This window comes from Desulfurella sp. (genome assembly GCF_049977265.1).
Lineage (GTDB): Bacteria > Campylobacterota_A > Desulfurellia > Desulfurellales > Desulfurellaceae > Desulfurella.
This window is the reverse complement of sequence record NZ_JBMFGQ010000011.1, coordinates 1-23,134: the sequence shown is the minus strand read 5'-3', so window position 1 is coordinate 23,134 and position 23,134 is coordinate 1. Positions and strand designations below refer to the sequence as shown.

General features: G+C 33.3%; 24 protein-coding genes and 1 tRNA gene. All 25 read left to right on the top strand.

Going from position 1 to position 23,134, the window contains the following annotated elements; genetic code table 11:
- Positions 1 to 12: 12 nt before the first annotated feature.
- The 25 genes from ACP5FO_RS03560 to ACP5FO_RS03440 all read left to right on the top strand — a co-directional run bounded on the left by ACP5FO_RS03560 (position 13) and on the right by ACP5FO_RS03440 (position 22,393).
- A complete protein-coding gene (locus tag ACP5FO_RS03560; protein ID WP_428108417.1) occupies positions 13 to 1,437 on the top strand; it encodes an aldehyde dehydrogenase family protein in 1,425 nt (474 codons plus the stop codon).
- 45 nt (positions 1,438 to 1,482) lie between these two features.
- On the top strand, positions 1,483 to 1,995 hold the full coding sequence (locus ACP5FO_RS03555) for a flagellar basal body-associated FliL family protein (RefSeq protein WP_428157040.1): 513 nt from the start codon (positions 1,483 to 1,485) through the stop codon (positions 1,993 to 1,995).
- Entirely contained in the window at positions 1,992 to 2,261 is a 270-nt protein-coding gene (locus ACP5FO_RS03550) for a FliM/FliN family flagellar motor switch protein (RefSeq protein ID WP_428108424.1), read from the top strand. Before ACP5FO_RS03555 ends, ACP5FO_RS03550 begins: the two co-directional genes overlap by 4 nt.
- Complete coding sequence (fliO, locus tag ACP5FO_RS03545) at positions 2,254 to 2,589, top strand: flagellar biosynthetic protein FliO (RefSeq protein ID WP_428157039.1); 336 nt, start codon at positions 2,254 to 2,256, stop codon at positions 2,587 to 2,589. The genes ACP5FO_RS03550 and fliO overlap by 8 nt, the downstream gene beginning before the upstream one ends.
- Entirely contained in the window at positions 2,573 to 3,325 is a 753-nt protein-coding gene (gene fliP / locus ACP5FO_RS03540; RefSeq protein ID WP_428108437.1) for a flagellar type III secretion system pore protein FliP, read from the top strand. Before fliO ends, fliP begins: the two co-directional genes overlap by 17 nt.
- A 9-nt stretch (positions 3,326 to 3,334) precedes the next feature.
- Positions 3,335 to 3,604 (top strand): flagellar biosynthesis protein FliQ, encoded by a 270-nt coding sequence (fliQ, locus tag ACP5FO_RS03535; protein ID WP_428108444.1) that lies wholly within the window; start codon positions 3,335 to 3,337, stop codon positions 3,602 to 3,604.
- The gene (gene fliR / locus ACP5FO_RS03530) at positions 3,601 to 4,389 is read left to right on the top strand and encodes a flagellar biosynthetic protein FliR (RefSeq protein ID WP_428108450.1); all 789 of its coding nucleotides are present in this window, start codon (positions 3,601 to 3,603) and stop codon (positions 4,387 to 4,389) included. Before fliQ ends, fliR begins: the two co-directional genes overlap by 4 nt.
- A complete protein-coding gene (flhB, locus tag ACP5FO_RS03525; RefSeq protein ID WP_428157038.1) occupies positions 4,389 to 5,450 on the top strand; it encodes a flagellar biosynthesis protein FlhB in 1,062 nt (353 codons plus the stop codon). Before fliR ends, flhB begins: the two co-directional genes overlap by 1 nt.
- A gap of 31 nt (positions 5,451 to 5,481) precedes the next feature.
- The gene (fliD, locus tag ACP5FO_RS03520; RefSeq protein ID WP_428108458.1) at positions 5,482 to 6,843 is read left to right on the top strand and encodes a flagellar filament capping protein FliD; all 1,362 of its coding nucleotides are present in this window, start codon (positions 5,482 to 5,484) and stop codon (positions 6,841 to 6,843) included.
- A 20-nt stretch (positions 6,844 to 6,863) separates the two neighbouring features.
- On the top strand, positions 6,864 to 7,271 hold the full coding sequence (locus tag ACP5FO_RS03515; RefSeq protein ID WP_428108466.1) for a flagellar protein FlaG: 408 nt from the start codon (positions 6,864 to 6,866) through the stop codon (positions 7,269 to 7,271).
- Positions 7,268 to 7,645, top strand: coding sequence for a flagellar export chaperone FliS (gene fliS / locus ACP5FO_RS03510; protein ID WP_428108469.1), 378 nt, complete (start codon positions 7,268 to 7,270; stop codon positions 7,643 to 7,645). The genes ACP5FO_RS03515 and fliS overlap by 4 nt, the downstream gene beginning before the upstream one ends.
- Positions 7,646 to 7,731: 86 nt before the next feature.
- A complete protein-coding gene (locus tag ACP5FO_RS03505; RefSeq protein WP_428108475.1) occupies positions 7,732 to 8,043 on the top strand; it encodes a DMT family transporter in 312 nt (103 codons plus the stop codon).
- 2 nt (positions 8,044 to 8,045) lie between these two features.
- Complete coding sequence (locus ACP5FO_RS03500; RefSeq protein ID WP_428108480.1) at positions 8,046 to 9,266, top strand: peptidase U32 family protein; 1,221 nt, start codon at positions 8,046 to 8,048, stop codon at positions 9,264 to 9,266.
- Positions 9,253 to 9,726, top strand: a complete 474-nt coding sequence (locus ACP5FO_RS03495; protein WP_428157037.1) for an RsmD family RNA methyltransferase — start codon at positions 9,253 to 9,255, stop codon at positions 9,724 to 9,726. The genes ACP5FO_RS03500 and ACP5FO_RS03495 overlap by 14 nt, the downstream gene beginning before the upstream one ends.
- Before the next feature lies 1 nt (position 9,727).
- A complete protein-coding gene (coaD, locus tag ACP5FO_RS03490) occupies positions 9,728 to 10,231 on the top strand; it encodes a pantetheine-phosphate adenylyltransferase (protein ID WP_428108487.1) in 504 nt (167 codons plus the stop codon).
- Positions 10,228 to 11,427, top strand: coding sequence for a pyridoxal phosphate-dependent aminotransferase (locus tag ACP5FO_RS03485; protein WP_428157036.1), 1,200 nt, complete (start codon positions 10,228 to 10,230; stop codon positions 11,425 to 11,427). The genes coaD and ACP5FO_RS03485 overlap by 4 nt, the downstream gene beginning before the upstream one ends.
- 6 nt (positions 11,428 to 11,433) lie before the next feature.
- The gene (locus tag ACP5FO_RS03480) at positions 11,434 to 13,521 is read left to right on the top strand and encodes a tetratricopeptide repeat protein (RefSeq protein ID WP_428108495.1); all 2,088 of its coding nucleotides are present in this window, start codon (positions 11,434 to 11,436) and stop codon (positions 13,519 to 13,521) included.
- Positions 13,518 to 15,452, top strand: a complete 1,935-nt coding sequence (locus tag ACP5FO_RS03475; protein ID WP_428108498.1) for a penicillin-binding protein 1A — start codon at positions 13,518 to 13,520, stop codon at positions 15,450 to 15,452. The genes ACP5FO_RS03480 and ACP5FO_RS03475 overlap by 4 nt, the downstream gene beginning before the upstream one ends.
- Positions 15,427 to 16,308: an RluA family pseudouridine synthase gene (locus tag ACP5FO_RS03470; protein WP_428157035.1), complete on the top strand. Its 882-nt coding sequence runs from the start codon at positions 15,427 to 15,429 to the stop codon at positions 16,306 to 16,308. Before ACP5FO_RS03475 ends, ACP5FO_RS03470 begins: the two co-directional genes overlap by 26 nt.
- Positions 16,309 to 16,351: 43 nt before the next feature.
- On the top strand, positions 16,352 to 17,254 hold the full coding sequence (locus tag ACP5FO_RS03465) for a DMT family transporter (protein WP_428157034.1): 903 nt from the start codon (positions 16,352 to 16,354) through the stop codon (positions 17,252 to 17,254).
- A gap of 36 nt (positions 17,255 to 17,290) precedes the next feature.
- A tRNA-Thr gene (locus ACP5FO_RS03460) sits at positions 17,291 to 17,365 on the top strand.
- Between the two features lie 206 nt (positions 17,366 to 17,571).
- Positions 17,572 to 18,834: a serine dehydratase subunit alpha family protein gene (locus ACP5FO_RS03455; protein WP_428112994.1), complete on the top strand. Its 1,263-nt coding sequence runs from the start codon at positions 17,572 to 17,574 to the stop codon at positions 18,832 to 18,834.
- A gap of 62 nt (positions 18,835 to 18,896) precedes the next feature.
- Positions 18,897 to 19,379: a hypothetical protein gene (locus tag ACP5FO_RS03450; RefSeq protein WP_428157033.1), complete on the top strand. Its 483-nt coding sequence runs from the start codon at positions 18,897 to 18,899 to the stop codon at positions 19,377 to 19,379.
- Positions 19,372 to 20,544, top strand: coding sequence for an iron-containing alcohol dehydrogenase (locus ACP5FO_RS03445; protein WP_428110781.1), 1,173 nt, complete (start codon positions 19,372 to 19,374; stop codon positions 20,542 to 20,544). The genes ACP5FO_RS03450 and ACP5FO_RS03445 overlap by 8 nt, the downstream gene beginning before the upstream one ends.
- Positions 20,545 to 20,548: 4 nt before the next feature.
- Positions 20,549 to 22,393: an aldehyde ferredoxin oxidoreductase family protein gene (locus ACP5FO_RS03440; RefSeq protein WP_428110782.1), complete on the top strand. Its 1,845-nt coding sequence runs from the start codon at positions 20,549 to 20,551 to the stop codon at positions 22,391 to 22,393.
- Positions 22,394 to 23,134: the final 741 nt, after the last annotated feature.

Here is a 23,134-nt window from a genome sequence, read left to right as displayed (position 1 = left end):
GAGGTGTCTTTTATGCAAACTTACAAAACCTTTATAGGCGGCAAATGGGTTGAAACAGGAAAATTATTGGATGTAACAGAAAAATATACGGGTGAAGTTTTTGCAAAAGTTCCATTGTGTGATGCATCGAGTGTAGATTTGGCAGTAAATTCTGCGCAAGAAGCATTTAATGAATTTAAAAAGATGCCTGCCTACAAGCGCAGCGAGATACTTCAAAAAGCTGCGGATTTGATACTAAAGCGCAAAGATGAGATAGCTACTGTAATTTGCAAAGAAGCAGGCAAAGCATGGAAGTATTCAATAGGTGAAGTAATAAGAGGTTATGAGACATTCAAGTTTGCAAGCTGTGAAGCTATGCGCATTCACGGTGAAACTGTACCTTTGGATGCAAGTGTATCTGGTACAAACAGGGTAGGCTACTATATAAGGGTACCAATGGGCGTTATTGCTGCTATTACACCTTTTAACTTTCCACTAAACCTTGTTGCCCACAAAGTGGCACCCGCCATAGCATCAGGCAACACAATTGTGCTAAAGCCAGCGTCAACCACACCTGTTACTGCATTGATATTGGCTGAAATACTGCAAGAAGCCGGTTTGCCAGAAGGTGTATTTAATGTGGTAATTGGTTCTGGCTCAAGTGTAGGTGATTATTTGGTATCTCACCCAACGGTAAAGAAAGTAACATTTACAGGCTCACCTGCAGTAGGTGATTCCATTATAAGAAAAGCTGGGATAAAAAGGGTAACTTTGGAGCTTGGAAACAATTCAGCAACAATCATAGAAAAAGATGCAGATATAGACAAAGCCATACCTAGATGCATAGCAAGTGCTTTTTCAAACTCAGGTCAGGTTTGCATATCACTGCAACGCATATATGTACACCATGAAATAGCAGATGAGTTTAGCGAAAAATTCAAGCAGGCAACAGAAAGTCTCAAAGTAGGAAACCCATTAGATCAAGATGTAGAGCTTGGTCCCATGATCGATGAAAAAGAAGCGCTTAGAGCAAAGTCCTGGATAGACGAAGCAATCTCTCAAGGGGCAACACTTGTATGCGGTGGCAAAACAGAAGGCAGGATACTATACCCAACAGTGCTTAGAAACACCACAAAAGATATGAAGGTAATGTGTATGGAAGTATTTGCACCTATTGTGTCTATTGTAGAGTATGATAACTTTGAAGAAGCAATAAAGCATGTAAATGATTCAGACTATGGTCTTCAAGCAGGCATATACACAAACGATATAAGAAAAATCCACTATGCTATAGACAACCTTGATGTAGGTGGTGTAATGATAAACGATACTTCAATATTTAGAGTAGACAATATGCCCTATGGCGGGAATAAGCTCTCTGGTATTGGCAGGGAAGGTGTGAGATTTGCCATTGAAGAAATGACAAATATAAAGATGGTTATGATAAATTTGGGTTAATTAATTTCTTTACAAAACAAAACTTTTTGATAAAATTAGTATAGTATGGCAGAAGAAGCAGGAAAAGAAAGTCAAAAAAAGAAAAAAAAGCCTATATTGCTTATTTTGATTATAGTAATAGTAATTGTATTAGTTGCGCTCGGCGCTGGCGCATTTTTCTTTTTAAAAAAAAGTTCTTCTAATGGTCCAAAAAATACTCAGATTCAAAGCATTAGCTCTGAGTCTGTTTTAAACGACAAGAATGTGCACATTAAGAACTTACCTTCGATAATTGTCAATTTAGCAGACCAATCTGGTGATAAATACTTGAAAATTTCACTTGCTTTGGTAATGAATGGAAAAGAAAAACCCAAAAGCGGTGAATCCTCAGGTGAGACTTTAGAGGATGCAGCGATTAAAAATGCTATAATTACAGTAATTTCTACAAAAACGTCGGATACTTTGTTGACTCTATCTGGCAAAGAAGAGCTTAAAAAACAGCTAATGAAGGCTATAAATAGTGCTTTAGGTGAAGATGCAGTAAAAGACATTTATTTTACTGATTTTATTATACAATGAAAGAAGAAGAGTTATTACCCTTTTACAATGTACCTGTTAACACGTACTATGAGTTGGGACGAGCCAAAGTAAAGTTAAAGGATATTTTGCATTGGAATGAAGGCAGCGTTATAAAACTAGATAGACTCTCTGGTGAATATATTGATGTATTTATTGAAAATCAAATTTTTGCAAGAGGTGAAGTAATAATTGTTGACGAAAAATTTAGCATAAGACTCTCTCAAATATTAACACCAGAAGAAATCATGGAATACAATATTGAGTGAGATTTTTAGTGCATTTTTTTTATTTGTTTTTCTTATATTATGTCCAAGTCTAGCTTATGCAGACTCTATAGATTACCTTGGCTACTCACTAAAAGCGCTTGGTAGCGTTATAATAGTTGTAGCATTGCTTTTTGCAAGCGTTTGGGCGTTAAAAAAACTTCAAATAAATACCAAAAGAGGCGGTCGCATCAAGATTTTGGATAGAACCTACATTGATAACAAGCATAGCCTTGTTATCATTGAAGTTGATGAAAAGCAGTTTTTGCTTGGTGTTGGAAACGAAATAAATTTAATATCTCAATTGGTTAAAAATGAAGAAAATACTTAGTCTGGTAGCATTTTTTGTTTTAGTTGGCTTGTGCTTAAGCGCTTTTGGAGCACAAAGCGCAACAACACCTTCTTTGAGTATCAGCCTAAATGGTGCTACAACGCCGCAAAACATCTCAAATGCGGTAAAATTGCTTATTTTGCTTACAGCTTTAGCCATTGCTCCTTCTTTTTTAATCATGCTCACTTCATTTACGCGCATTATTATTGTGCTTTCGATTTTAAGGCAAGCTATGGGCTTACAGCAAGAGCCACCAAATCAAATTTTGCTTGGTATTGCGCTTTTTTTGACAATTTTTATCATGTCGCCTACAATTAGCGCTGTTTACAATAATGCATATAAGCCTTTTAATGAAGGTAAATTAAGTCTAGAGCAAGCCTATGATGCAGCTCAAACGCCCATAAAATCCTTCATGTTGAAGCAAACGCGTCAAAAAGATATAGCGCTTTTTTTAAGAATTGCCAAACAACCTAATCCTCAAAGTGAGCAGCAGCTTGGTTTGAATATACTTGTGCCGGCGTTTATTATAAGTGAATTAAAAACAGCTTTTGAAATAGGTTTTTTGCTATACATACCGTTTGTAATTATAGATATTGTGGTTTCAAGCGTTCTTATGAGTATGGGTATGATGATGCTGCCTCCTATTATGATATCTTTGCCATTTAAACTACTGTTATTTGTTTTGGCAGATGGGTGGAACTTAGTTGTTTTGTCACTTGTTAAGAGTTTTCATTAGGGGGATATGATGGATGTTGCAACTGTAGTTAGTATTGGTAGAAGCGCTATGCAGATAGCCTTGATGCTTTCTATGCCAATACTGATTGTTAGTCTGGTAACTGGTCTTCTTGTGAGCATTTTTCAAGCAATTACTCAAATTCAAGAGATGACACTTACATTTATACCAAAGATTATAGCTGTTGCTTTGACTTTGCTATTTTTAGCTCCATGGATGGCAAAGCTTTTGACAAATTACACGATTGAGCTATACCAGAATATACCTAACTACATAAGATGAGCCAAAGTCTGGCATTGCTTAATCTACCTTTTGCTGATTTAGAAATCTTTTTTTTAATTTTCGTGAGGGTGGCGTCTATATTGCTTTTAGCGCCAATTTTTAGCTATAAATCAATTCCTGCAATTGTTAAAATATTGTTTAGTGTTGTTATGGCCTTTGTATTGTATCCACTTGTTAAAGATTATGTACATGTAAATATTACAAATACAGTTGAACTTATCGTGATAATTATTAGAGAAATTTTACTTGGTGCCAGTTTAGCCTTTTGCATACAATTTGTATGGGCTGGTATAGAAATTGCTGCTGGTTTGGTTTCTTTTATGATGGGCTTTAGTATTGCAAATGTGCTGAGTCCTCAGACAAACACTCAAATTTCTATTATTACAGAATTTGAAAGCTTGTTTGCCATACTGGTTTTTCTGGCAATTGATGGCCATTATTTTGTTATACGCTCTTTAGTTGAAAGTTTTCAGCTTATACCAATTGGCACATTTGTTGTAAATAAAAGCCTAGTTGAATTTATTGTGCAATTAATACTTGTTATGTTTTCTGTTTCTGTTCAGATTCTTGCGCCTGTGGTATTTGCTTTGATTATAACAAATATAGTTTTTGGTGTAATTTCTCGCACAATGCCACAAATGAATGTGCTAATTGCTTCTTTTCCCATAACAATAACAATTGGTTTGTTTTTACTTGGTATGACATTTAATTTTGCAGCAAATGTAATGATAAAATACTATTATCAGTTACCTTCTTACTACAATCAAGTATTTAGGTTAAAGTAATGCCAGGTGAAAAAACTGAAAAAGCCACGCCCAAGCGTCGTGAGGAAGCGCGTAAAAAAGGTCAGGTTGCAAAATCAATCGAATTAAATACCGCGGCATTATTGTTTATTGCATTAATCTTTTTTTACTTTAATGCCGGTAATTTTGTAGATACTACCAGTTATTCATTTAACTACTTTTTGAGCTTGCCACGCAATGTTGATTTGAACAATGTGGGTAGCTTATACAAAGATATAATAAAAATTTTTTTTATGTATGCAGGTGTATTTTTTATTTTGTTAATTATTATTGCATTGCTTGTAAATGTCGTTCAAACAGGCATAATGCTTAGTTTTGAAAAACTTAGCTTTGATTTGGAAAAATTAAACCCAATTAACGGCATAAAAAATCTTTTTTCGCTAAGGGCCTTTGGTGAGCTTGCAAAATCTATACTCAAAATAATTATTATATTCTCAATATTGTATTTTTTTATTAAAACAAAATATAAAAGTTGGCTAGATTTGACTGATCAACCGATAAATGTATTTATGGTAGTGCTTGCAAAAAATATGTTTTTAATTGCTTTTTATTTAGTGCTTTTTATCATTTTTTTGGCTATTTTAGATTATATTTACCAAAAGTTTATTTTTGAACGATCAATAATGATGAGCAAAGAAGAGGTAAAAGAAGAATTTAAGCAAATGGAAGGTGATCCCAAAATAAAAGCAAAAATCAGAAAAATGCAAATGGAGCTAGCAAGAAGACGCATGATGGAAAATGTAAAGACAGCGGATGTGGTTATAACAAACCCCACGCACATAGCAGTAGCCCTAAAATACGATCAATCAAAAATGAATGCACCTAAGGTTGTTGCGAAAGGTTTAAATGAGGTTGCTCAAAGAATAAAGGAAATTGCATTAAAAAACGATGTGGTGATTGTTGAAAATCCTCCTATTGCACAAAGCTTGTATAAAAAAGCACAAATTGACAAAGAAATTCCAGTAGAATTATACGAAACTATAGCTAAAATTCTCTCTTACGTTTATAATTTAAAAAATAAAAAAACTAATAAACTTTTATAAAAATCATCCGATATAAAAAGTGAGGTGTAATATGAGTATGCAGGTAGGCTCTAATTATATATTGGGTTTGGGAAATACTAGCAACCTTAACCTTCAAAGTATGCTTCAACAACTGGTTACTGCTCAAAGCCAGCCAATTGTAAATCTCCAGGCTCAGCAAACACAGCAGCAAGCCTATCTTCAAACATTTTCAAATTTTTCAAGTCAGCTAACACAATTACAAACAAGTGCAAATACTGTAATTAAAGATCTTACTCAACAAACCGCTAATTTAAGTAATACTTCTGTAGCAACAGTTAACACTATACAAACTTCCGCTTCAGGTAATCACACTCTAAATGTAACTCAGTTGGCTCAAGGTCAGACATGGGTTTCTACAAATGGTTTTTCAAGCCAAAACAATCAGGTTGCGACAGCAAATGGCGTATTTAGCTTTTCTGTTGGTAACCAAGGCTATTCTGTAAATGTTAACACATCTACCACACTACAGGGCTTAGTTAGCGCAATAAATGCTACTAATTCTGGATTGAATGCAAGCATTGTATACAATGGCTCCACTTATAACCTTGTTTTAAATACACCAACTGGTACGTCAAATAACTTAACCATAAATACTAATAACACGCTTGCGTTATTTGGGTCTACACCAAACCAGGCTTCTCAAGATGCACAAGCTACGCTTGATGGTATAAGCATTAATTCTTCTTCAAATGATTTAAAAAATTTTATACAGGGTTTGGATATACAGCTAAAAGGCATAGGCAATACTACTATAAGTCTAAATTATGATACTAACCAACTAACTCAAGATATACAAACGTTTGTTACAAATTACAATAATTTATTAAAATATGTTAACCAAAATAATTCATACAACAGTTCGACTAATGTATCGGGGGCATTTTTTGGTTCAAACGCTATTCAATCGGTTATGACAAATTTGCTAAATTCATTTTTAGGAAATTTTAATTCAAGTACTAATCAAAATATCAATTCTGCAATGAGCTTAGGCCTATCATTTGATCGCAATGGCAATTTGCAGTTTAATGCTTCGACTTTTCAGCAAGCTGCCTCTCAAGATTTTAATGCAGTAAAAAATGTTTTAAGCAATCCATCAAATAATGGTATTATGGACTTGATTAATAAAGCTATCAATAATGCTACTTCAGTAAAAGGTGGTTCACTCACAACAGCTCAAAACTTAATTCAAAATCAGATTAATTCGCTTCAATCTCAAATTAGCTCAATGAAGCAAAATTTGCAAAACTACCAAAACAATCTGGTAGTTCAATTTTCACAACTTAATACAGTAATGAATCAAATGCAATTTCAAAGCCAATACCTGACAACTATGTTCAACAGCTTAAATGGTAAAAGTTCCAGCAGTGGCTAATCAATTAAAGGGAGGAAAAAATGGATGTAAATAGTTTAGGCAAAGTAAACTTAGCTGTTGCACAAGATGTGAGCCAATCCAGGGCAAATATAGCCACAACTCAAGAAAGTGTTAGTAGTTTAGATTCTTTAGCGAATAAATCCTCACCTGCCAATCAGGGATTACAAACTAACACAAATGCTTTAAATAATGCTAACATTAGCAAACAAGATGTAAAAAACCTTGTCAAAAAGCTCAACGACTCTATTGGTACGCTCAACGATAGCGTTAAATTTAGCTATTCTGAAGACGCAAAAGCTTTAGTTGTGAAGGTGGTAGATAGTAAAACAGGTCAAGTGATAAGACAAATTCCGCCAGAAGAGCTAATAAAGTTAGAAGCTAATCTAACGCAATCAATAGGAATAATTTTTAATAAGGAGGTAAAATGATAGCAAATAGTGCATACAAAGCCTATAAAAACACACTTGCAAACACTACGGACGACAGGTTAAATATTATTGCCATAATGTACGATGGAGCATTAAGCTTTGCTGTAAAAACCAAAGAAGCAATTGAAAATAAAAGTATTCTTGATAAGGTGTATGCGGTGGAACGATTAAATGCAATTTTACTAGCTTTAAGGAATGTGCTTGATGTAAAAAATTATCCAGAAGCGGGTAAATTTCTTGAGTCTATTTATGATTTTTTACTTTTGCAAACGCTTAAAGCCAATTTAAACAATAATATTGAAGAAATGGAAGTGGTTATAAGATATTTGCAGCAAATGAGTGAAGTTTGGAATAAAGACGTATTAAAAAAATAACAAATTCAGGCTTGCAACTAGCAAGTCTTTCTCTTGTTTTAATCAAATGCTTGATAAGCTAATCATTAATTGATATAATTTAATACATGGGTTGGTTTTATTTAGCATTAGCTATTTTGTTTGAAGTTGGCGGTACAACATCTATGCGTTTGTCAAACGGCTTAACAAAACTGCTACCCTCTGTTTGCTTATTCGTTTTTTATGCTATAAGTTTTATTTTTGCTACAGTGGCAACAAAATATTTAAAGCTTGCTGTAATGTATGCAGTCTGGTCTGGTGTTGGCATTGTGGCCATTACTTTTATTGATCTGACGATTTTTAAAGAAAAAATTAATTCAGTTGAAGTTATAGGTCTTGTGCTTATTTTGGTTGGTAGCATTTTACTCAGGATTGCCTGAATATGGTAGAATTATTAAGTCCTGCAGGAAATTTTCAAAAATTAAAAACTGCCATACATTTTGGTGCTGATGCAGTTTATTGTAGTTTTGAAGAGTTTGGTTTGCGCTCTCACGCGGGAAACTTTACCTTAAAAGAACTAAAAGAAGCAATAGAATATACAAGAAAAGCACATAAAAAGATTTACTTAACAATAAATTCTTATTTATTTGACACAGATTTTGCTAAGCTCAGAGATTTTTTGGCTTTCCTAAAAAATAATCCCCCAGATGCGATTATTGTAAGCGATCTTGGCGTGCTAAGTCTTTTGCAAGAGACAAAAATCCCTATACATATAAGTACTCAGGCAAACATTACAAACTCATACGCTGCGAATTTTTTAAGACAATTTAATGTAGAACGCATTATTGCAGCAAGAGAGCTTACATTGGAAGACTTAGCTATTTTTACAAAAAACACAACAATAGATGTTGAGGTTTTCGCTCATGGTGCTATGTGTATGGCTTATTCTGGCAGGTGCTTTATTAGCGCGTATTTAACACAACGTAGTGCAAACAGGGGTGATTGCGCGCAAAGTTGCAGGTGGGGATATACTATATACGAAGATACGCGCAAAAACTCGCCTTTGTTTTTAGAAGAACACAAAGAGGGCTCCTTTCTATTTAATTCTTACGATTTGTGTGTTTTGCCTATTTTGAATAGAGTTATTGATTCGGGTGTTAGATCTCTTAAAATTGAAGGGCGAAACAAAAGCGATTACTATGTGGCTATTGCTACAAAAACTTATAGAAAGGCAATTGATAGCTATTTTGATGGTACATTTAAAAAACACTTAGCTTTTTTGTATAATCAATTAAAAACGGTAAGCCATAGACCATATAGTTTAGGCTTTTTTTTAGGTAAACCAAGACAATATCTAAAAAGCAGCTCATATATTCATCCTTGTAGCTATTTAGCCACTGTTTTAGATAAAGTTGACGGTAAACTAAAATTATTGATAAAAAATAGGTTGACAAAAGGCGTATATGAATTTGTTAGTGCAAAAGAAAACATAACAGTGTCAATTGATACCATGTATGCAAATGATTTTTCACAACAAGAGATTGCTCATCCAGGAGAAATTGTTTATATAGATAAAATTGACAACATAGATAAATATGATATTTTAAGGTCTTGTTATGAGAGTAATAGCCGGAACTTACAAAAACAGAATGCTGGAATTTAAAAAAAACAAAGAAATAAGGCCGACGAAACAAATAGTAAAGAAATCTTTCTTTGACTCAATTTTTTATATAATAGAAAATTCTGTATTTATTGATTTATTCGCTGGCAATGGTTTTATGGGTATAGAAGCACTTTCAAGAGGCGCAAAGAAAGTTTTTTTTGTTGATAAAGATGATACATTTATAAAAAAGAACCTACAAAATTTAAATATAAGCAGTGATAAGTTTGAAATCTATCGTATGGATGTGTTTAATTTTTTGAACTTAAATGTCGTTGAAAATGCTGATATTGTTTATATAGATGCTCCTTATTCAATGAAAATAGATGAGTTAGTGGTTTTTTTATTGAAAAAGCTAAAAAAAGATGCTATAGTTTGTGTAGAAAGTAACGAAATGGTAGAAAATGAGCATGTTTTTAAAATAAAACAATTTGGCAATAGTATATTGAATTATTTGAGGTAAGATGGATAAGTGTTGTGTTGTAGCTATTGTGCCTGGTAGTTTTGATCCTATAACAAATGGTCACATAGATATTATTAAAAGAGCATCAAAAATATTTCACAAAGTAATAGTTGGCGTTGCAAAAAACACTGCTAAAAAATCTTTTTTTGATTTTGAAGAAAGATTTGAATTAACAAAACAGGTTATTGAATCATTAAATATAGCGTCTATAAGTGTTGAAAAAGTTGATGGTTTACTTGTAAATTTTGCTAAATCAAAAGGTGCACAGGTAATAGTTAGAGGATTAAGAGCTGTTTCTGATTTTGAATACGAAATGGAAATGGCCTTTATGAATCGCTCTCTTGCACCAGAAATTGAGATAATATACTTTATGCCATATATTAAGTATTCTTTTTTGAGCTCTACTATAGTAAAAGATGTTTTTGTCAACGGTGGAGATGTAAGTGCATTTGTGTCGACAATAGTTATTGAACATATGAAAAAAAAATTTAAGGGGGAAAAATGAAGAAAAAACTTGCTGAAAGAATTGGAAGGATTGAGGAATCCATTACAATTGCTATTACAGCAAAAGCCAAAGAAATGAATGCTTCTGGGATTAAAATCTTGTCATTTGGTGCAGGTGAGCCCGACTTTGATACGCCAGACAATATAAAAGAAGCTGCCATTAAAGCAATTAAAAATGGATTTACAAAATACACCGCAGCTGGCGGTACCAATGAATTAAAAGATGCTATTATTGAAAAAGAAAAGAAAGTTAACGGTGTGGAATACAAAAGAAATGAGATTTGTGTATCAGCAGGCGGTAAACAAAATTTATTTAATTTGTCTCAAGTATTGTTTGAAGAAGGTGACGAAGTTATAATAATAAGTCCTTATTGGGTAACATATGAAGCAATAGTAAAATACGCAAATGCAGTGCCAGTTATAATACAAGCAACTGACAAAACGGGTTTTGTGCCAACACAAGAGCAACTTTTACAAGCTATAACACCAAAAACCAAAGCTATTATACTAAACAACCCTTCAAACCCAACGGGTGGCGTTTTTGAAAAGAAGGATTTGGAGTTTTTGGCAGAGCTTGCGCTAAAGAATGATTTTTGGGTCATAGCAGATGAAATGTATGAGTCTATTGTATACGATGGCTACAAGCCTGTAAGCATCGCAAGTCTTTCAAAAGAAATAAAAGACAAAACAATTGTGGTAAACGGTGTTAGCAAAACATACTCTATGACAGGATGGCGTATTGGATATTCTTGCGGGGATAAAGAGCTTACAGAAAATATGATAAAACTCCAAAGCCAAAGCACATCAAACCCTACTTCTATTGCACAAATGGCTGCACTTGAGGCGCTTACTGGTCCACAAGACAGTATTGAGGTTATGAGGAAAGAGTTTGAAAAAAGGAGAAACTACATAGTAAATGCACTGAATTCTATAAATGGCATTACATGCTTTAATCCAAAAGGTGCATTTTATGTATTTCCAAACATCAGTGGTCTTTACGGTAAAAGTATAAACGAGAAAAAGATAAACAATTCCATGGAACTAGCAAGTCTTCTATTAGATGAGGCAAAAGTAGCTGTTGTACCAGGTATTGGATTTGGCGATGATGATTATGTAAGATTGTCTTTTGCTACAAGCATGCAGGTAATCCAGGAAGGGATAGAGGCTATAAAAGAATTTGTTTTTAAGCTAAAATAGCTTTTAATGGTTGATGACAAAGACAAAATAATAGTTATAGAAGAAGAGTCAAAATCACAAGAGCAAGACGAAAGTTCTAGTGAAGCACCCGAGACGCCAAGCTTAGTACAACAACCAAAAAAAAATAAAAAAAAGCTTTTTTTTGTTGTTGTTTTGGCGTCTTTCCTTTTAGTTTTAAGTGTTTTAGCTTTTATTTTTTTCCATTTTAAAACACAAATACCAAAAAAGGCTGCTCAGTTAAAACCTGTTAAAGTTATAAAAACAAAAGAAAAACTTGATCTTCACTTTATTGATGGTCTTAATTTAGAAAATAAAGGTAATCTAGAAGACGCAATAAAAGAATTTAAGAAATCTAAAGGTTATGTGTTTTTAGCTTATTTAAATATATCGAAAATTTATCAAATACAAAATAAAGAGAAAATGGCTTACGAGTACATACAAAAAGCTCAAACTTACCTAGACTCAACATTGAAAGATCCTAATGAATATATTGATTCATATATGTATCTTTTTAGTTACTATATGCAAAATAATCATTTTAATGAAGCAGATAGTCTACTTAAAACCCTGCAGAGCTCTAACATCAAAAAACATGAGTTAAATATTATGAAGGTTTATTATAATTTTATTACGCAAAGAAATACTAAAGCTACACTAGCACATATTGATCAATTGTTAAAAGAAGGCTTTAGAGACAAATTGTTGTACGAAATGTTAGGTTATATTTACGCAAGTGAAAAAAATTATGGAAAAGCCTTATATTACCTCTCAAAAGTAAATAATTCTAATTTTGGTGTTGAGCGAAATATGGCTTTTTTGGAATTTGCGAACAATAATTTAGAAAGTGCATTAAATTTTGCCATAAATAGTTTAAACAAAAAACAAAATTCACAGTTAACTTATTTTGCCTATTTGCTTGCCCTAAAAAACAATCAAATATCGACTGCATATAACCTTATATCTAATTTAGATTCAAACAATGCAATAAACGACTTTAATATTGTGCCTATATTAAATAACAAAGAGCTTTTAAAACAAGTAAATTTCAAAGATTATGGTATTTCTTATGCCTTAGAGTCTTTACTGATTATTCAACTGATTGAGCCTATACATTACAGTATAAACCTCTCATCGAATGTTTTGTCTGGTGATGTCTACTTAAGTTTTGGACTATTAAATCAAGCAAAAGAATCTTATTTAACTGCGATTAATACAAGCGCAAGCCTTGACCTCGCAAACAAAGCGTATTTTTATTTCAAGAATAACGATTTAGCTCAATCATTAGTTTACTACGAAAAAGCCAGTGAAAAAAACCCATCAAACCCAATTTTATACTACGATTTGGCTTTACTATATGAAAAGAACTATAATTTTGATAAAGCAAAACAGATGTTTAACGTGTTAATCAATAGGTACCCCAATTTTCCACTGCCATATTTTAATATGGCTTTAATAAGTTTTAGTGAAGGCTCAATACAAAAAGCAAAAGATAGTCTTAACCAATTTTTATCAAAACAGTCACATATCAGCAATAAACCAAAAAGTATATTAGTTTGCAATGCATATTCGGATAGTTTGCTTGGAAAGCTCAAAGAACCAGGAAACATAAATTTACAAGATTTTGTTTTACTCAAAGCAATATCAAACAACGATTTTTCCTATTTAAAACTTGAAAAAGATTATTTGAATAATAAATTACATATAAATATGGATAATGGTAGTATGGAAAATATCATTCAAATTTTAAGTAGATTTAATCCAAATCTAAATAGACTATTGTCTGATTTATACTTAATCAATAATAAACCAGATAAAGCTCTAAAGATTTTTGCCAACTTAAACGATTATGATGCTCAAGATTATTACAAAATGGCTTTGTGCTATTTATTGCTTGGATACAAAAATCAAGCGGATATCTATTTGACAAAGTCTATGCTCTTGAGTAAAAATTCAAAAGGTAGCTCTGCAAATCCATTGTTTGCAAAGCTGGTTATTCAAATAATGAATAATAATTTAAAAGGAATGCAGGATATAACGAAAAAAGTCGATTCAAATAGAGGTTTATTGTCTTTTGATATAGAGGTTAAAAAATGAAAAAGGCTTTACTGGTAGTATTTTTGGTTTTATTTTTACTTTTTATAGGCTTTGCTTCTTTTATTGTTTCATTATCTATTGATACGAATAAAGATTTTCAGACTCTAACGAGTGGTAGTTTTTTTCCTGTACCTACTACCGTTTATGACTCTTCGGGCAAAAAAATAGCTATTTTTGGTGCTCAGCGCAGGCAGGTAGTAGGCTTTGATCAAATCTCCAATAATATGAAAAAAGCAATACTGGCAGCAGAAGATGCACGTTTTTACGAACATGGGCCTATTAGTTTTCGCTCAATTGGACGTGCTTTGTTTGAAGATATTATACATGGGCGTATTGTGCAAGGTGGTAGTACACTGACACAGCAACTTGTAAAGAACCTTTATTTAACACCGTCAAAAACAATTTATAGAAAACTAAAAGAAGCAGTTCTGGCTTACAAGATTGCAAATCATCTTACAAAAAATGAAATTTTAACGCTTTATTTAAATACAGTGTATTTTGGAGCTGGTGCTTATGGCATTGAGTCCGCAAGCGAGATTTATTTCAATAAACATGCAAGTGACTTAACAGTTGCAGAATCAGCTATGCTAGCTGGCCTTGTGCAAGCTCCAAATGCGTATGATCCCTACTATCACCCAGAATTGGCCGCAAAACGCACTATATATGTGTTAAATAATATGTTTGAAAATCATTTTATCACAAAGCAACAATATTTAGATGCCGTAAATTCAAAAATTGTTTTAGCTCATCAAAACGATATGGTTAAGTATGGCTACGATCCAAAAGCTGCGTATTTTATTGAGTATGTAAGGCTTTGGCTTTTAAATAAATATGGAGAAGATGTTGTAAATAAAGGTGGCCTGAAAGTATATACAACTATTGATATGAATATGCAACGTGACGCTTACAATTCAGTAAGAAGCGGTATATTAAGGCTATCTGGTGGCAGATACAATGGCCTTGAGTCAGCTCTTATTTCTATAGATCCAAGGAATGGTTATGTAAAAGCATTAGTTGGTGGATTTGATTACCAAATTAGCCAATACAACAGAGCCATACAAGCGCAAAGACAACCGGGAAGTTCTTTTAAGCCCGTTGTATACTTAACTGCGCTGGAGCAAGGCTGGAAGCCGACAGATACAATTGCAGACGAGCCTATAGAGTTTAAAACAGGCAACAAAATTTGGAGACCAGAAAACTATTCTCGTACATTTCATGGTCAGGTTACACTACAGTATGCTTTAGCACATTCTGTGAATGTAGCGACTATTAATTTGCTTTCAAAAGTAGGTGTTGAAAATGTTATTGCAAATGCTCGAAAATTGGGTATTAGCGAACACATACCAGACAATTTGACCATTGCTTTAGGTTCATTTTCTACCACTTTAGCTCAATTAACAAGAGCATTTTGTGCTTTTGACAACATGGGATATCTGCCAAAGCTTATATTTGTAAGCAAGGTTACAGATAAAGATGGCAATGTGGTATATGAAAATAAGCCTGAATTGAAAAATATATTTCCACAAGATGTTGGCTATGTGCTTGTAAAAATGATGCAAGATGTTATAAAAGAAGGTACAGGCGTAGGCGCACAAGCGCTTGGAAGGCCAGCCGCTGGTAAAACCGGTACAACAAATGAATCGCGGGATAACTGGTTTATTGGTTTTACTCCACAATTAGTAACGGGTGTTTGGGTGGGATACGATAATTACCGCTCGTGCGGACCAACGGCAGTTGGCGCTACAATGGCTTTGCCTATATGGCTAAATTATATGCAGAATGCTTTAGCTGGAAAACCCGTAGAAGACTGGCAGCCACCTTCTAATTTACCTGCATGGGCTCAAGCGCTATACTTAAACCAGAATGTTACAAATGCTACAAACTCTACTAATGAAACTATAACAAATGCCACAAACGCAACAAATTATTAACATAGATACTCAAAAGCGCATTGATTCATATCTGGCAGAAATTTTGGATATACCAAGAAATCAGATCCAAAAATGGATTGAAAAAGGCAAAGTATGTGTAAATGGCAAGGTTGTAAGTAAAAATTATAAGCTAAAAGGTGAAGAAAAAATCTCTTTTGAGCCAATTGAGTTTGAAAAACCAAACCTCAAAATTGCAGATTGTGATATTAAAATATTATATGAAGATGATTTTTTAGTTGTGGTAGATAAGCCTGCGGGTGTTGTGGTGCACCCTGGTGCTGGAAGCGAACATAAAAGTGTAGTTGGTGCTTTACTTTTTAGAGGAATAAAGTTATCAGATATAGGTGCTCCACTAAGACCTGGTGTTGTTCACCGCATAGACAAAGATACAAGTGGTGTTATAGTTTTGGCAAAAGACAACAACACGCATTTTAAACTTGCAAATCAATTTGCTCTGCATATATCAAAACGCTATTACATAGGCATATGCGAGGGTCACATAAAAGATAGTTTTGGAACAATTAAAACACAAATTGGTCGCCACCCCATAAAACGCAAACAGTTTGCAGTTGTACAGGGAAAACTTGCAGTTACGCACTACAAAGTAATTATGCGCCTAAAAGATATGGATATTGTACGCTTCGAATTAGAAACTGGAAGAACTCACCAGATACGTGTGCATATGCAGTATTTAAATCATCCGCTTGTTGGTGATAGTGTTTACTCAAAATCATCTAAACTTATACAAAGACAGGCGCTTCATGCATTTTACCTGGGATTTTTCCATCCTAATTCAAATAAGTTTTTAAAATTTTATTCAAAACTTCCAAAAGATATGATAGAGTTAATTGGTTAATCATATACTTGCATTTTTAAAAAAATTAGGCTAAATTTAGAAAATGAAAAATGGTCCGTTTATAAAATCAAAGAGCCAAAAAGGCATTTTTGAAATGTTGCTTGCAACATTTATATGGGGTTCTATACCAATTTTTTCAATCTGGTGTAATTTGCCAAGTCCGATTTTTGTATTTTTTAGAGTGCTTTTTGCTATGCCTTTGGTTTTATTTTATTCAATTAAAAAGCTGGGCAAAGACGAATTTTTTAGAATCAAACCCTTTGCTCCATTATTTTTATCTGGCATAGCGCTTGCTTTAAACTGGATTTTGTTTTTCTGGGCAATCAGTCTAACAAGTATTGCAAATGCTGTAGTATTGTACTATCTGGGCCCAATATTTACAATTTTACTTGCAATATTATTTTTAAAAGAAAATTTTACATTTAATATTGGTTTATCTGTATTTCTGGCTCTTGGTGGTATGTGTTTGATTTTTGCAAACAATAGTTTAAGTTTTCATCTAAATGAAGTTTTAGGTTTAATAATAGCATTTTTTAGTGGTTTGTGTTTTGGAATTTTAGGTTTTTTTTCAAAAATGGCTGTAATGCACCATAGTGCGATAAAACTTACATCCTATCAAATTATAATATCTGTTGTTTTGCTTGTGCCATTTTTATTTTTTATTCATTTTAAACTTGATGGGCGAATTTTAGGATTACTTTTAATAACCGGTATTATTCATACTGCTTTGGCGCTTTTTTTGTGGTATGATAGTTTTAATTACTTAAATGTTATTACTGTATCAATATTTTCTTATCTTGATCCACTATTTGCGATTTTACTTGGAGCTATTTTTTTAAAACAAATACCTACCTTGTTTCAGATAATAGGCGCTTGCTTAATTATTGTTGCTGGCTTTTTGGTTAGTGTTTTACATCCAAAGCTTCTTTTTAAAAGAAAGTATTGACAATTTTTACACTATGCTTTATAAAAGCTTTCAAGCGCCAGCGTAGCTCAGGGGTAGAGCAACTGATTCGTAATCAGTAGGCCGGAGGTTCAAATCCTCTCGCTGGCTCCACCAAAAAGATTATTATCAGGCTATTAAACTCTATTTCCAGGCAAAAATATAGGCATCAAAAATCTTTTGTAAATAAGCTAATTAGATGACTAAAATTTATTTAACTTAGATAATTTACTTAGATTGACTTTATTGGTTTATTTTATTATTCTTAGCCAAATGAATATTTTGGGGGGTTTTTATATTAAAACCTTTTTGGATTTGAAATGAATAAGTATGACATTATTTTAGAAATTCTTAAGGATTCAGTAAAGCCAGCTTTGGGCTGTACAGAGCCTGGAGCCGTTGCATTTGCGGTTTCAAGATCAAAAGAAATATTGGGTGAGGATATATTAAAATTGACACTTAGTGTGGATAAAAATATTTTAAAAAATGGCATGTTTGTGACTATCCCTGGAACTAATGAAAAAGGTTTGCTTTTTGCGGCAGCGCTTGCTATTGCATGCGGTAGACCTGAGTACGGTCTGGAAGCCTTAAAAGAAGTGAGCTCCAACGATATACAAAAAGCTAGAGAAATAATAAAAGGCAATGTTGTTGATTTAATTTTGAAAAAAGATGCAGAAGGGCTTTTTATTAAAGCGCAAGCTCAAGGCAGGTTTCATAATTCAACCGTTATTATAATGGGAAAACATGATAATATTGTTTTTGAAAGCAAGGATGAAACAGTTATCAAGTCTCATTTGCAAAATAGTAAAAGCTTAAATATTAGCGAGTTAAAGAATTTTAGTATCAGTGAGCTTGTAGATTTTGCAAACAGCATAGATATTGAAAAAATCGAATTTTTATACGATGGCATACAGATGAATAGAAAAATTGCGCAAAGCGGTTTAAATGAAAACGTTGGGATTGGATTTGGCAAGTTTGTTATGTCAAAAGCATCTGATGCTGAATCTCTGGCTATTGCCCTGACAGTTTCTGCATCTGAAGCAAGAATGTCTGGATACGCTTTGCCTGTAACAAGCAGCGCGGGCTCTGGCAATCATGGGCTTTTGGCAATTATACCTATATCGATTATTGGTGAAAAGGAAGGATTTGATAGAGACGAAATATTAAGAGCCTTGGCTTTAAGCCATTTGCTTACAGCTTATGTAAAAGCTTACACAGGCGTGCTTTCAAGTTTATGTGGCTGCGGGATAGCTGCGGGTGTTGGCTGCAGCGCCGGACTTACTTATTTAAGAGAAAAAAGCATAACAAAGATAGAAAATTCAATAAAAAATGTTCTAGCAGGTTTGTCGGGCATGATATGTGACGGTGCAAAAATTGGATGTGCGTATAAATTGTACTTATCGTCAATATCCGCTATTGAAGCTTCCAATATGGCTTTAAATGGTATTGTTGTGCCATCTGACAACGGAATATTAGCAGAAAGCGCTAAGAAATGCATAGAAAATCTTGGAAGACTATCTAATCAAGCAATGAAAGATGCCGATGATACAATTTTGGACATTATGCTCAAAAAATTTTATTAATCTAACTAACTGTAAATTTTGAATTAATTGACATTTATATATATTTAACTTATAATATAAACATGTTAAAAAAGATAATAGTAAAAATTTTTTTGCACGTTTTTGCAAAATCTGTAATATTTCTTTCAAAACGAGACAAAAGTTTTCAACAAGAATTAAATCAGTTAAAAGATGGTTTTGTTATAAAGTTAGGTGTCTGGAATAAACCAGAATTAAGTGTGAGTATAATTAAAAATAAAGATCATTTTAATAAGACCAAGACTAGCGAGAAACCTGACCTTGAAGTTTACTTTAAAAATGTAAACGCAGCTTTTAGGTGTTTATCTGCGCTGGATGGTCTTGAAGAAGCCTTTGCCAAGAAAAGAATGTTTGTTGTTGGTTTGATATCCAATGCTTTGATATTTACAAGATTGTCAATGATTGTTGAGCAATACCTGTTTGGTTATTTAATCTGCAAAAGGATTATGAAAAAACCACCAAAGATAAATTTGCTGTTAAAAATCAAATTATATATTTATATTGCTTTAAAGGGATTATATGCGTGAGTATTTTGAGTTCTATTTGCCAACAAAAATTTTAGCGGGCTTTAGTGCTTTAGATAATCTGGGTTTTGAGTTAAACATTTTAAACATTAAAAAACCACTTATTGTTAGTGATCATGTTATAGAAAAAGTAGGTGTAAGCGGTATTGTTAAAAATGTTTTAGAACACAATGGTATTTGTTTTAGTGAGTTTTTAGATGTGCCGTTAGAGTCATCTTTGGAAACTGTAGAGGAAATCGCAGAGTTTTTCAATAAAGAAAAATGCGATTGTTTGATAGCTGTAGGTGGAGGCTCTGTTATAGATAGCGCAAAAGGCGTAAGGATACTTTTGGAGTATCCAAACAAAAAGATGATAGAATTATCTGGCGCAGACAATTTGAATACCAAATTTACAACGCCGCTTGTTGTAGTACCTACCACTTCTGGGACAGGCTCTGAAGCTACCTTGGTCGCTGTTATAAAAGATACTCAAAATCATGTAAAATTACCATTTTTGTCTTACGGCATGCTGCCTGATTTAGCAATACTAGACCCGCGCTCAACCATAAGCTTGTCTGCAAAAATGACAGCAGCAACTGCAATGGACGCTTTGGTCCATGCCATTGAAGCCTACATTGGTACGCAGAAAAACCCTGTTTCTGACAGTTTTGCAGCTTCTGCCATAAATCTAATATCCAAGAATGTTTTGTTAGCCATAGAAAATCCCAAAGATAACGTATCAAGGCTAAACCTTGCCATTGCTTCTATGCTTGCTGGGGCCGCATTTTCAAATTCAATGGTTGGCATAGTCCATGCCATAGGACACAGCGTAGGTGCTGTATGCGAAGTGCCGCACGGCGTTAGTATGTCTATATTGCTTTTGCCTTGTCTGGAATATTACAAAAGCGTTTCAAACAATTATTTGGGCGAATTGCTGCTTTATTTAACTGACACAGAATATTTTGCAAGCACAAAAGACAAAACAAATGCAAATTTGGATTTTATAAGAAATTTACTTAATACGCTTAATCAAAAAGCTCAGCTGCCACTGCATTTAAAAGATGTATGCAAAGATAAATCCGAGCTTGGTAAAATTGCAGAACTATCAATAAACGATGGTGCAATAACATTCAGCCCATTTTTTGCAGATAAGAAAATTGTTTTAGAAATTTTAGAGAAAGCTTGGTAAAAAAATGGAAATTGATGGCTACTCAGACAAAATTTTATATGTAAATTTAAGCAAAAAATCATTTTACTATAAACAAGTAAACCCAGAAGACAGAAAGCTGTATTTAGGCGCAAAAGGTTTAGGTCTTAAGCTTTTGTTTGATAATTTTCCAAAGGATACTGATCCTCTAGCAAGCGATAACCCTATTATTATAATGCCGGGTATTGTAAGCTTGACAAATGCTCACTGTAGTGCACGCTTTAGCGCTGTTACAATCTCACCGCTAACTAATATTGTCAACTCTTCTTCTTGCGGCGGGCCTTTTGGTATTGGTTTAAAAAAGCTCGGTCTTGGTGGTTTAGTTGTTGTAGGTAAATCAGAAAAACCTGTTTATTTATACATTGAAGAAAATAGCGTGAATTTTCTTGATGCGTCAGATATTTGGGGCAGGGATTCCAAATATTCTCAAGATTTTTTGAAAAAGAAATACGGTAGTGATTCTATATTGACTATCGCACAAGCTGGCGAAAATCTGGTAAGGTTTGCAAATGTGGTCTCAGGGACTAGATTTTTAGGCAGAGGAGGCATTGGCGCTGTATTTGGCTCAAAATTGCTTAAAGCTGTGGTGACAAAACCTATTAGTTCAAAAGCTATACCTAAAAATCGAGAGCTTTTTGATAAAGTCAAAAAGAAAAGCTTGAAATATATCGAAAATAATGAATTTACATCGTTTTACTATAGGCGTTTTGGCACATCTTCAAATATTATTTCTACAAATGCTAAAGATACTTTGCCTGTAATGAATTTTCGATTTCAAAGCAACAAGAAAGCTGATGGTTTATTTGCAAAAAACACTCGCTTTGGCTTTAATCTTTCGTTCGAAACCTGTAAGCCATGCTCTATTTTGTGCGGTCACAAAATACAATTCAATAACAAAATTGCTCCCTATCCAGAATACGAGACACTTGCGCTTGTTGGCAGCAACTTGGGTATTTTTGATATAAACGATGTGGTGGAAATTAATGAATTATGCAATCTGTACGGTATGGATACAATATCTTTAGGTGGTACGCTGGCTTGGGCTATGCAGGCAAGCAGCCAGAAAATATTCCCCTATGATATAAAATTTGGTGATGCTCAAGCTGTTAAATCAATAATAAAAAAAATTGCCCTGCAAGAAGGTATTGGTGCAGAGCTTGCTCAAGGTTCAATGAGATTGTCAAAAAAATACGGTGGAAGCGCTTTTGCAATGAATGTAAAGGGTTTGGAGTTAGCAGGTTATCATCCAAGCGGAGCATACGGCCAAGCTTTGTCTTATGCAGTGGCAAATCGTGGTGCTTGCCACTTGAGTGCTTTCCCTGTGGGATTGGAAATAATCTTTGATTTGCTAGATCCAAAAAGCACAAAAGGTAAAGCCGCTTATGTGGTTTTTTTTGAAAATTTATTCGCTTCTATAAACTCTTTGCAAACATGTTTATTTACCGCATTTGCTTATCTATTTGAACCGCCTCTAACAAAATACACGCCACATTTTATACTCAAAAAAGTTATGAGCTATATGCCAAAAATCGCCATATCTCTAATAGATTATTCTCTTTACTGGAAGCTTTTTGTTTCTATAACTGGTATTAAGATTTCAAAAAAAGAATTTTTAAAAGCAGGTGAGCGTATAATTGTCCTTGAGCGTTACTTGAATTGTTTGCTTGGTGTTTCAAACAAAGATGATACATTACCCAATAAATTTTTGGTGGGCACTAACCCTATACCGCTTGAAATTATGCTTAAAGATTATTACAGATTAAGGAGCTATGACAGCAATGGCCATCCAGAAAAAAAATTGCTAAAAAATTTGGGTATAATTTCTGAGTAATGCTTTTGTGAAAGCTAAGTTTTTAAAAATTTTGATTAATCTGTATCCGCCTTGCTTGGGTGCGGGCATAAAAGTAAAAAAATTACATAGGACTAACAGGCAAAGTATTTTAGCAATGAAATTGCAGTATTCAAATAATTATTTTGTTTATTTTGCATAATTTTCTATCTTTAAATTTAGATAATTGGATTTGAAAGATTCGATTTTTTCTCGACTTCATCAAACCATTACATTTTTCCTTCTTTCTTCTTATACAACTCCATTATCTTAACCTGTACCCCTTTGTCAAGTCAATTTTTTTTAATTTTCTTATTCCCCATTTGCGATACCTTCTCTAGACCAGCCATATAGATACTCATAGGTGTTTTATAGTCTACGCTTGTATGTGGTCTTTTATAATTGTAAAAGCAAATGTATTCTGCTATTTTTCTCTTGCCTTGCTTATTGTAGAATAGTTTAACAGATAAACATTTTCATACTTTAGAGTTCTCCAAAACCTTTACCACTACTTTTGTTTTAAACTCATTTGAGTAACTTTTTCTTTTGACACTCATTTAAGCACCCTTTAAAACTTTAAATTCTTAAAATAAAACCAAATACATTTTAAATCATTAACAGAATTTTTTTAAAGGGATAAAAATTCCAAAGATTCTGTATTGATTTGCGGGTACATTATACTTCCATGATAAATTCTATCCTCCAAGCAATATTTCTTAAGTTTTTTTGGTTTTTATCCCTTCA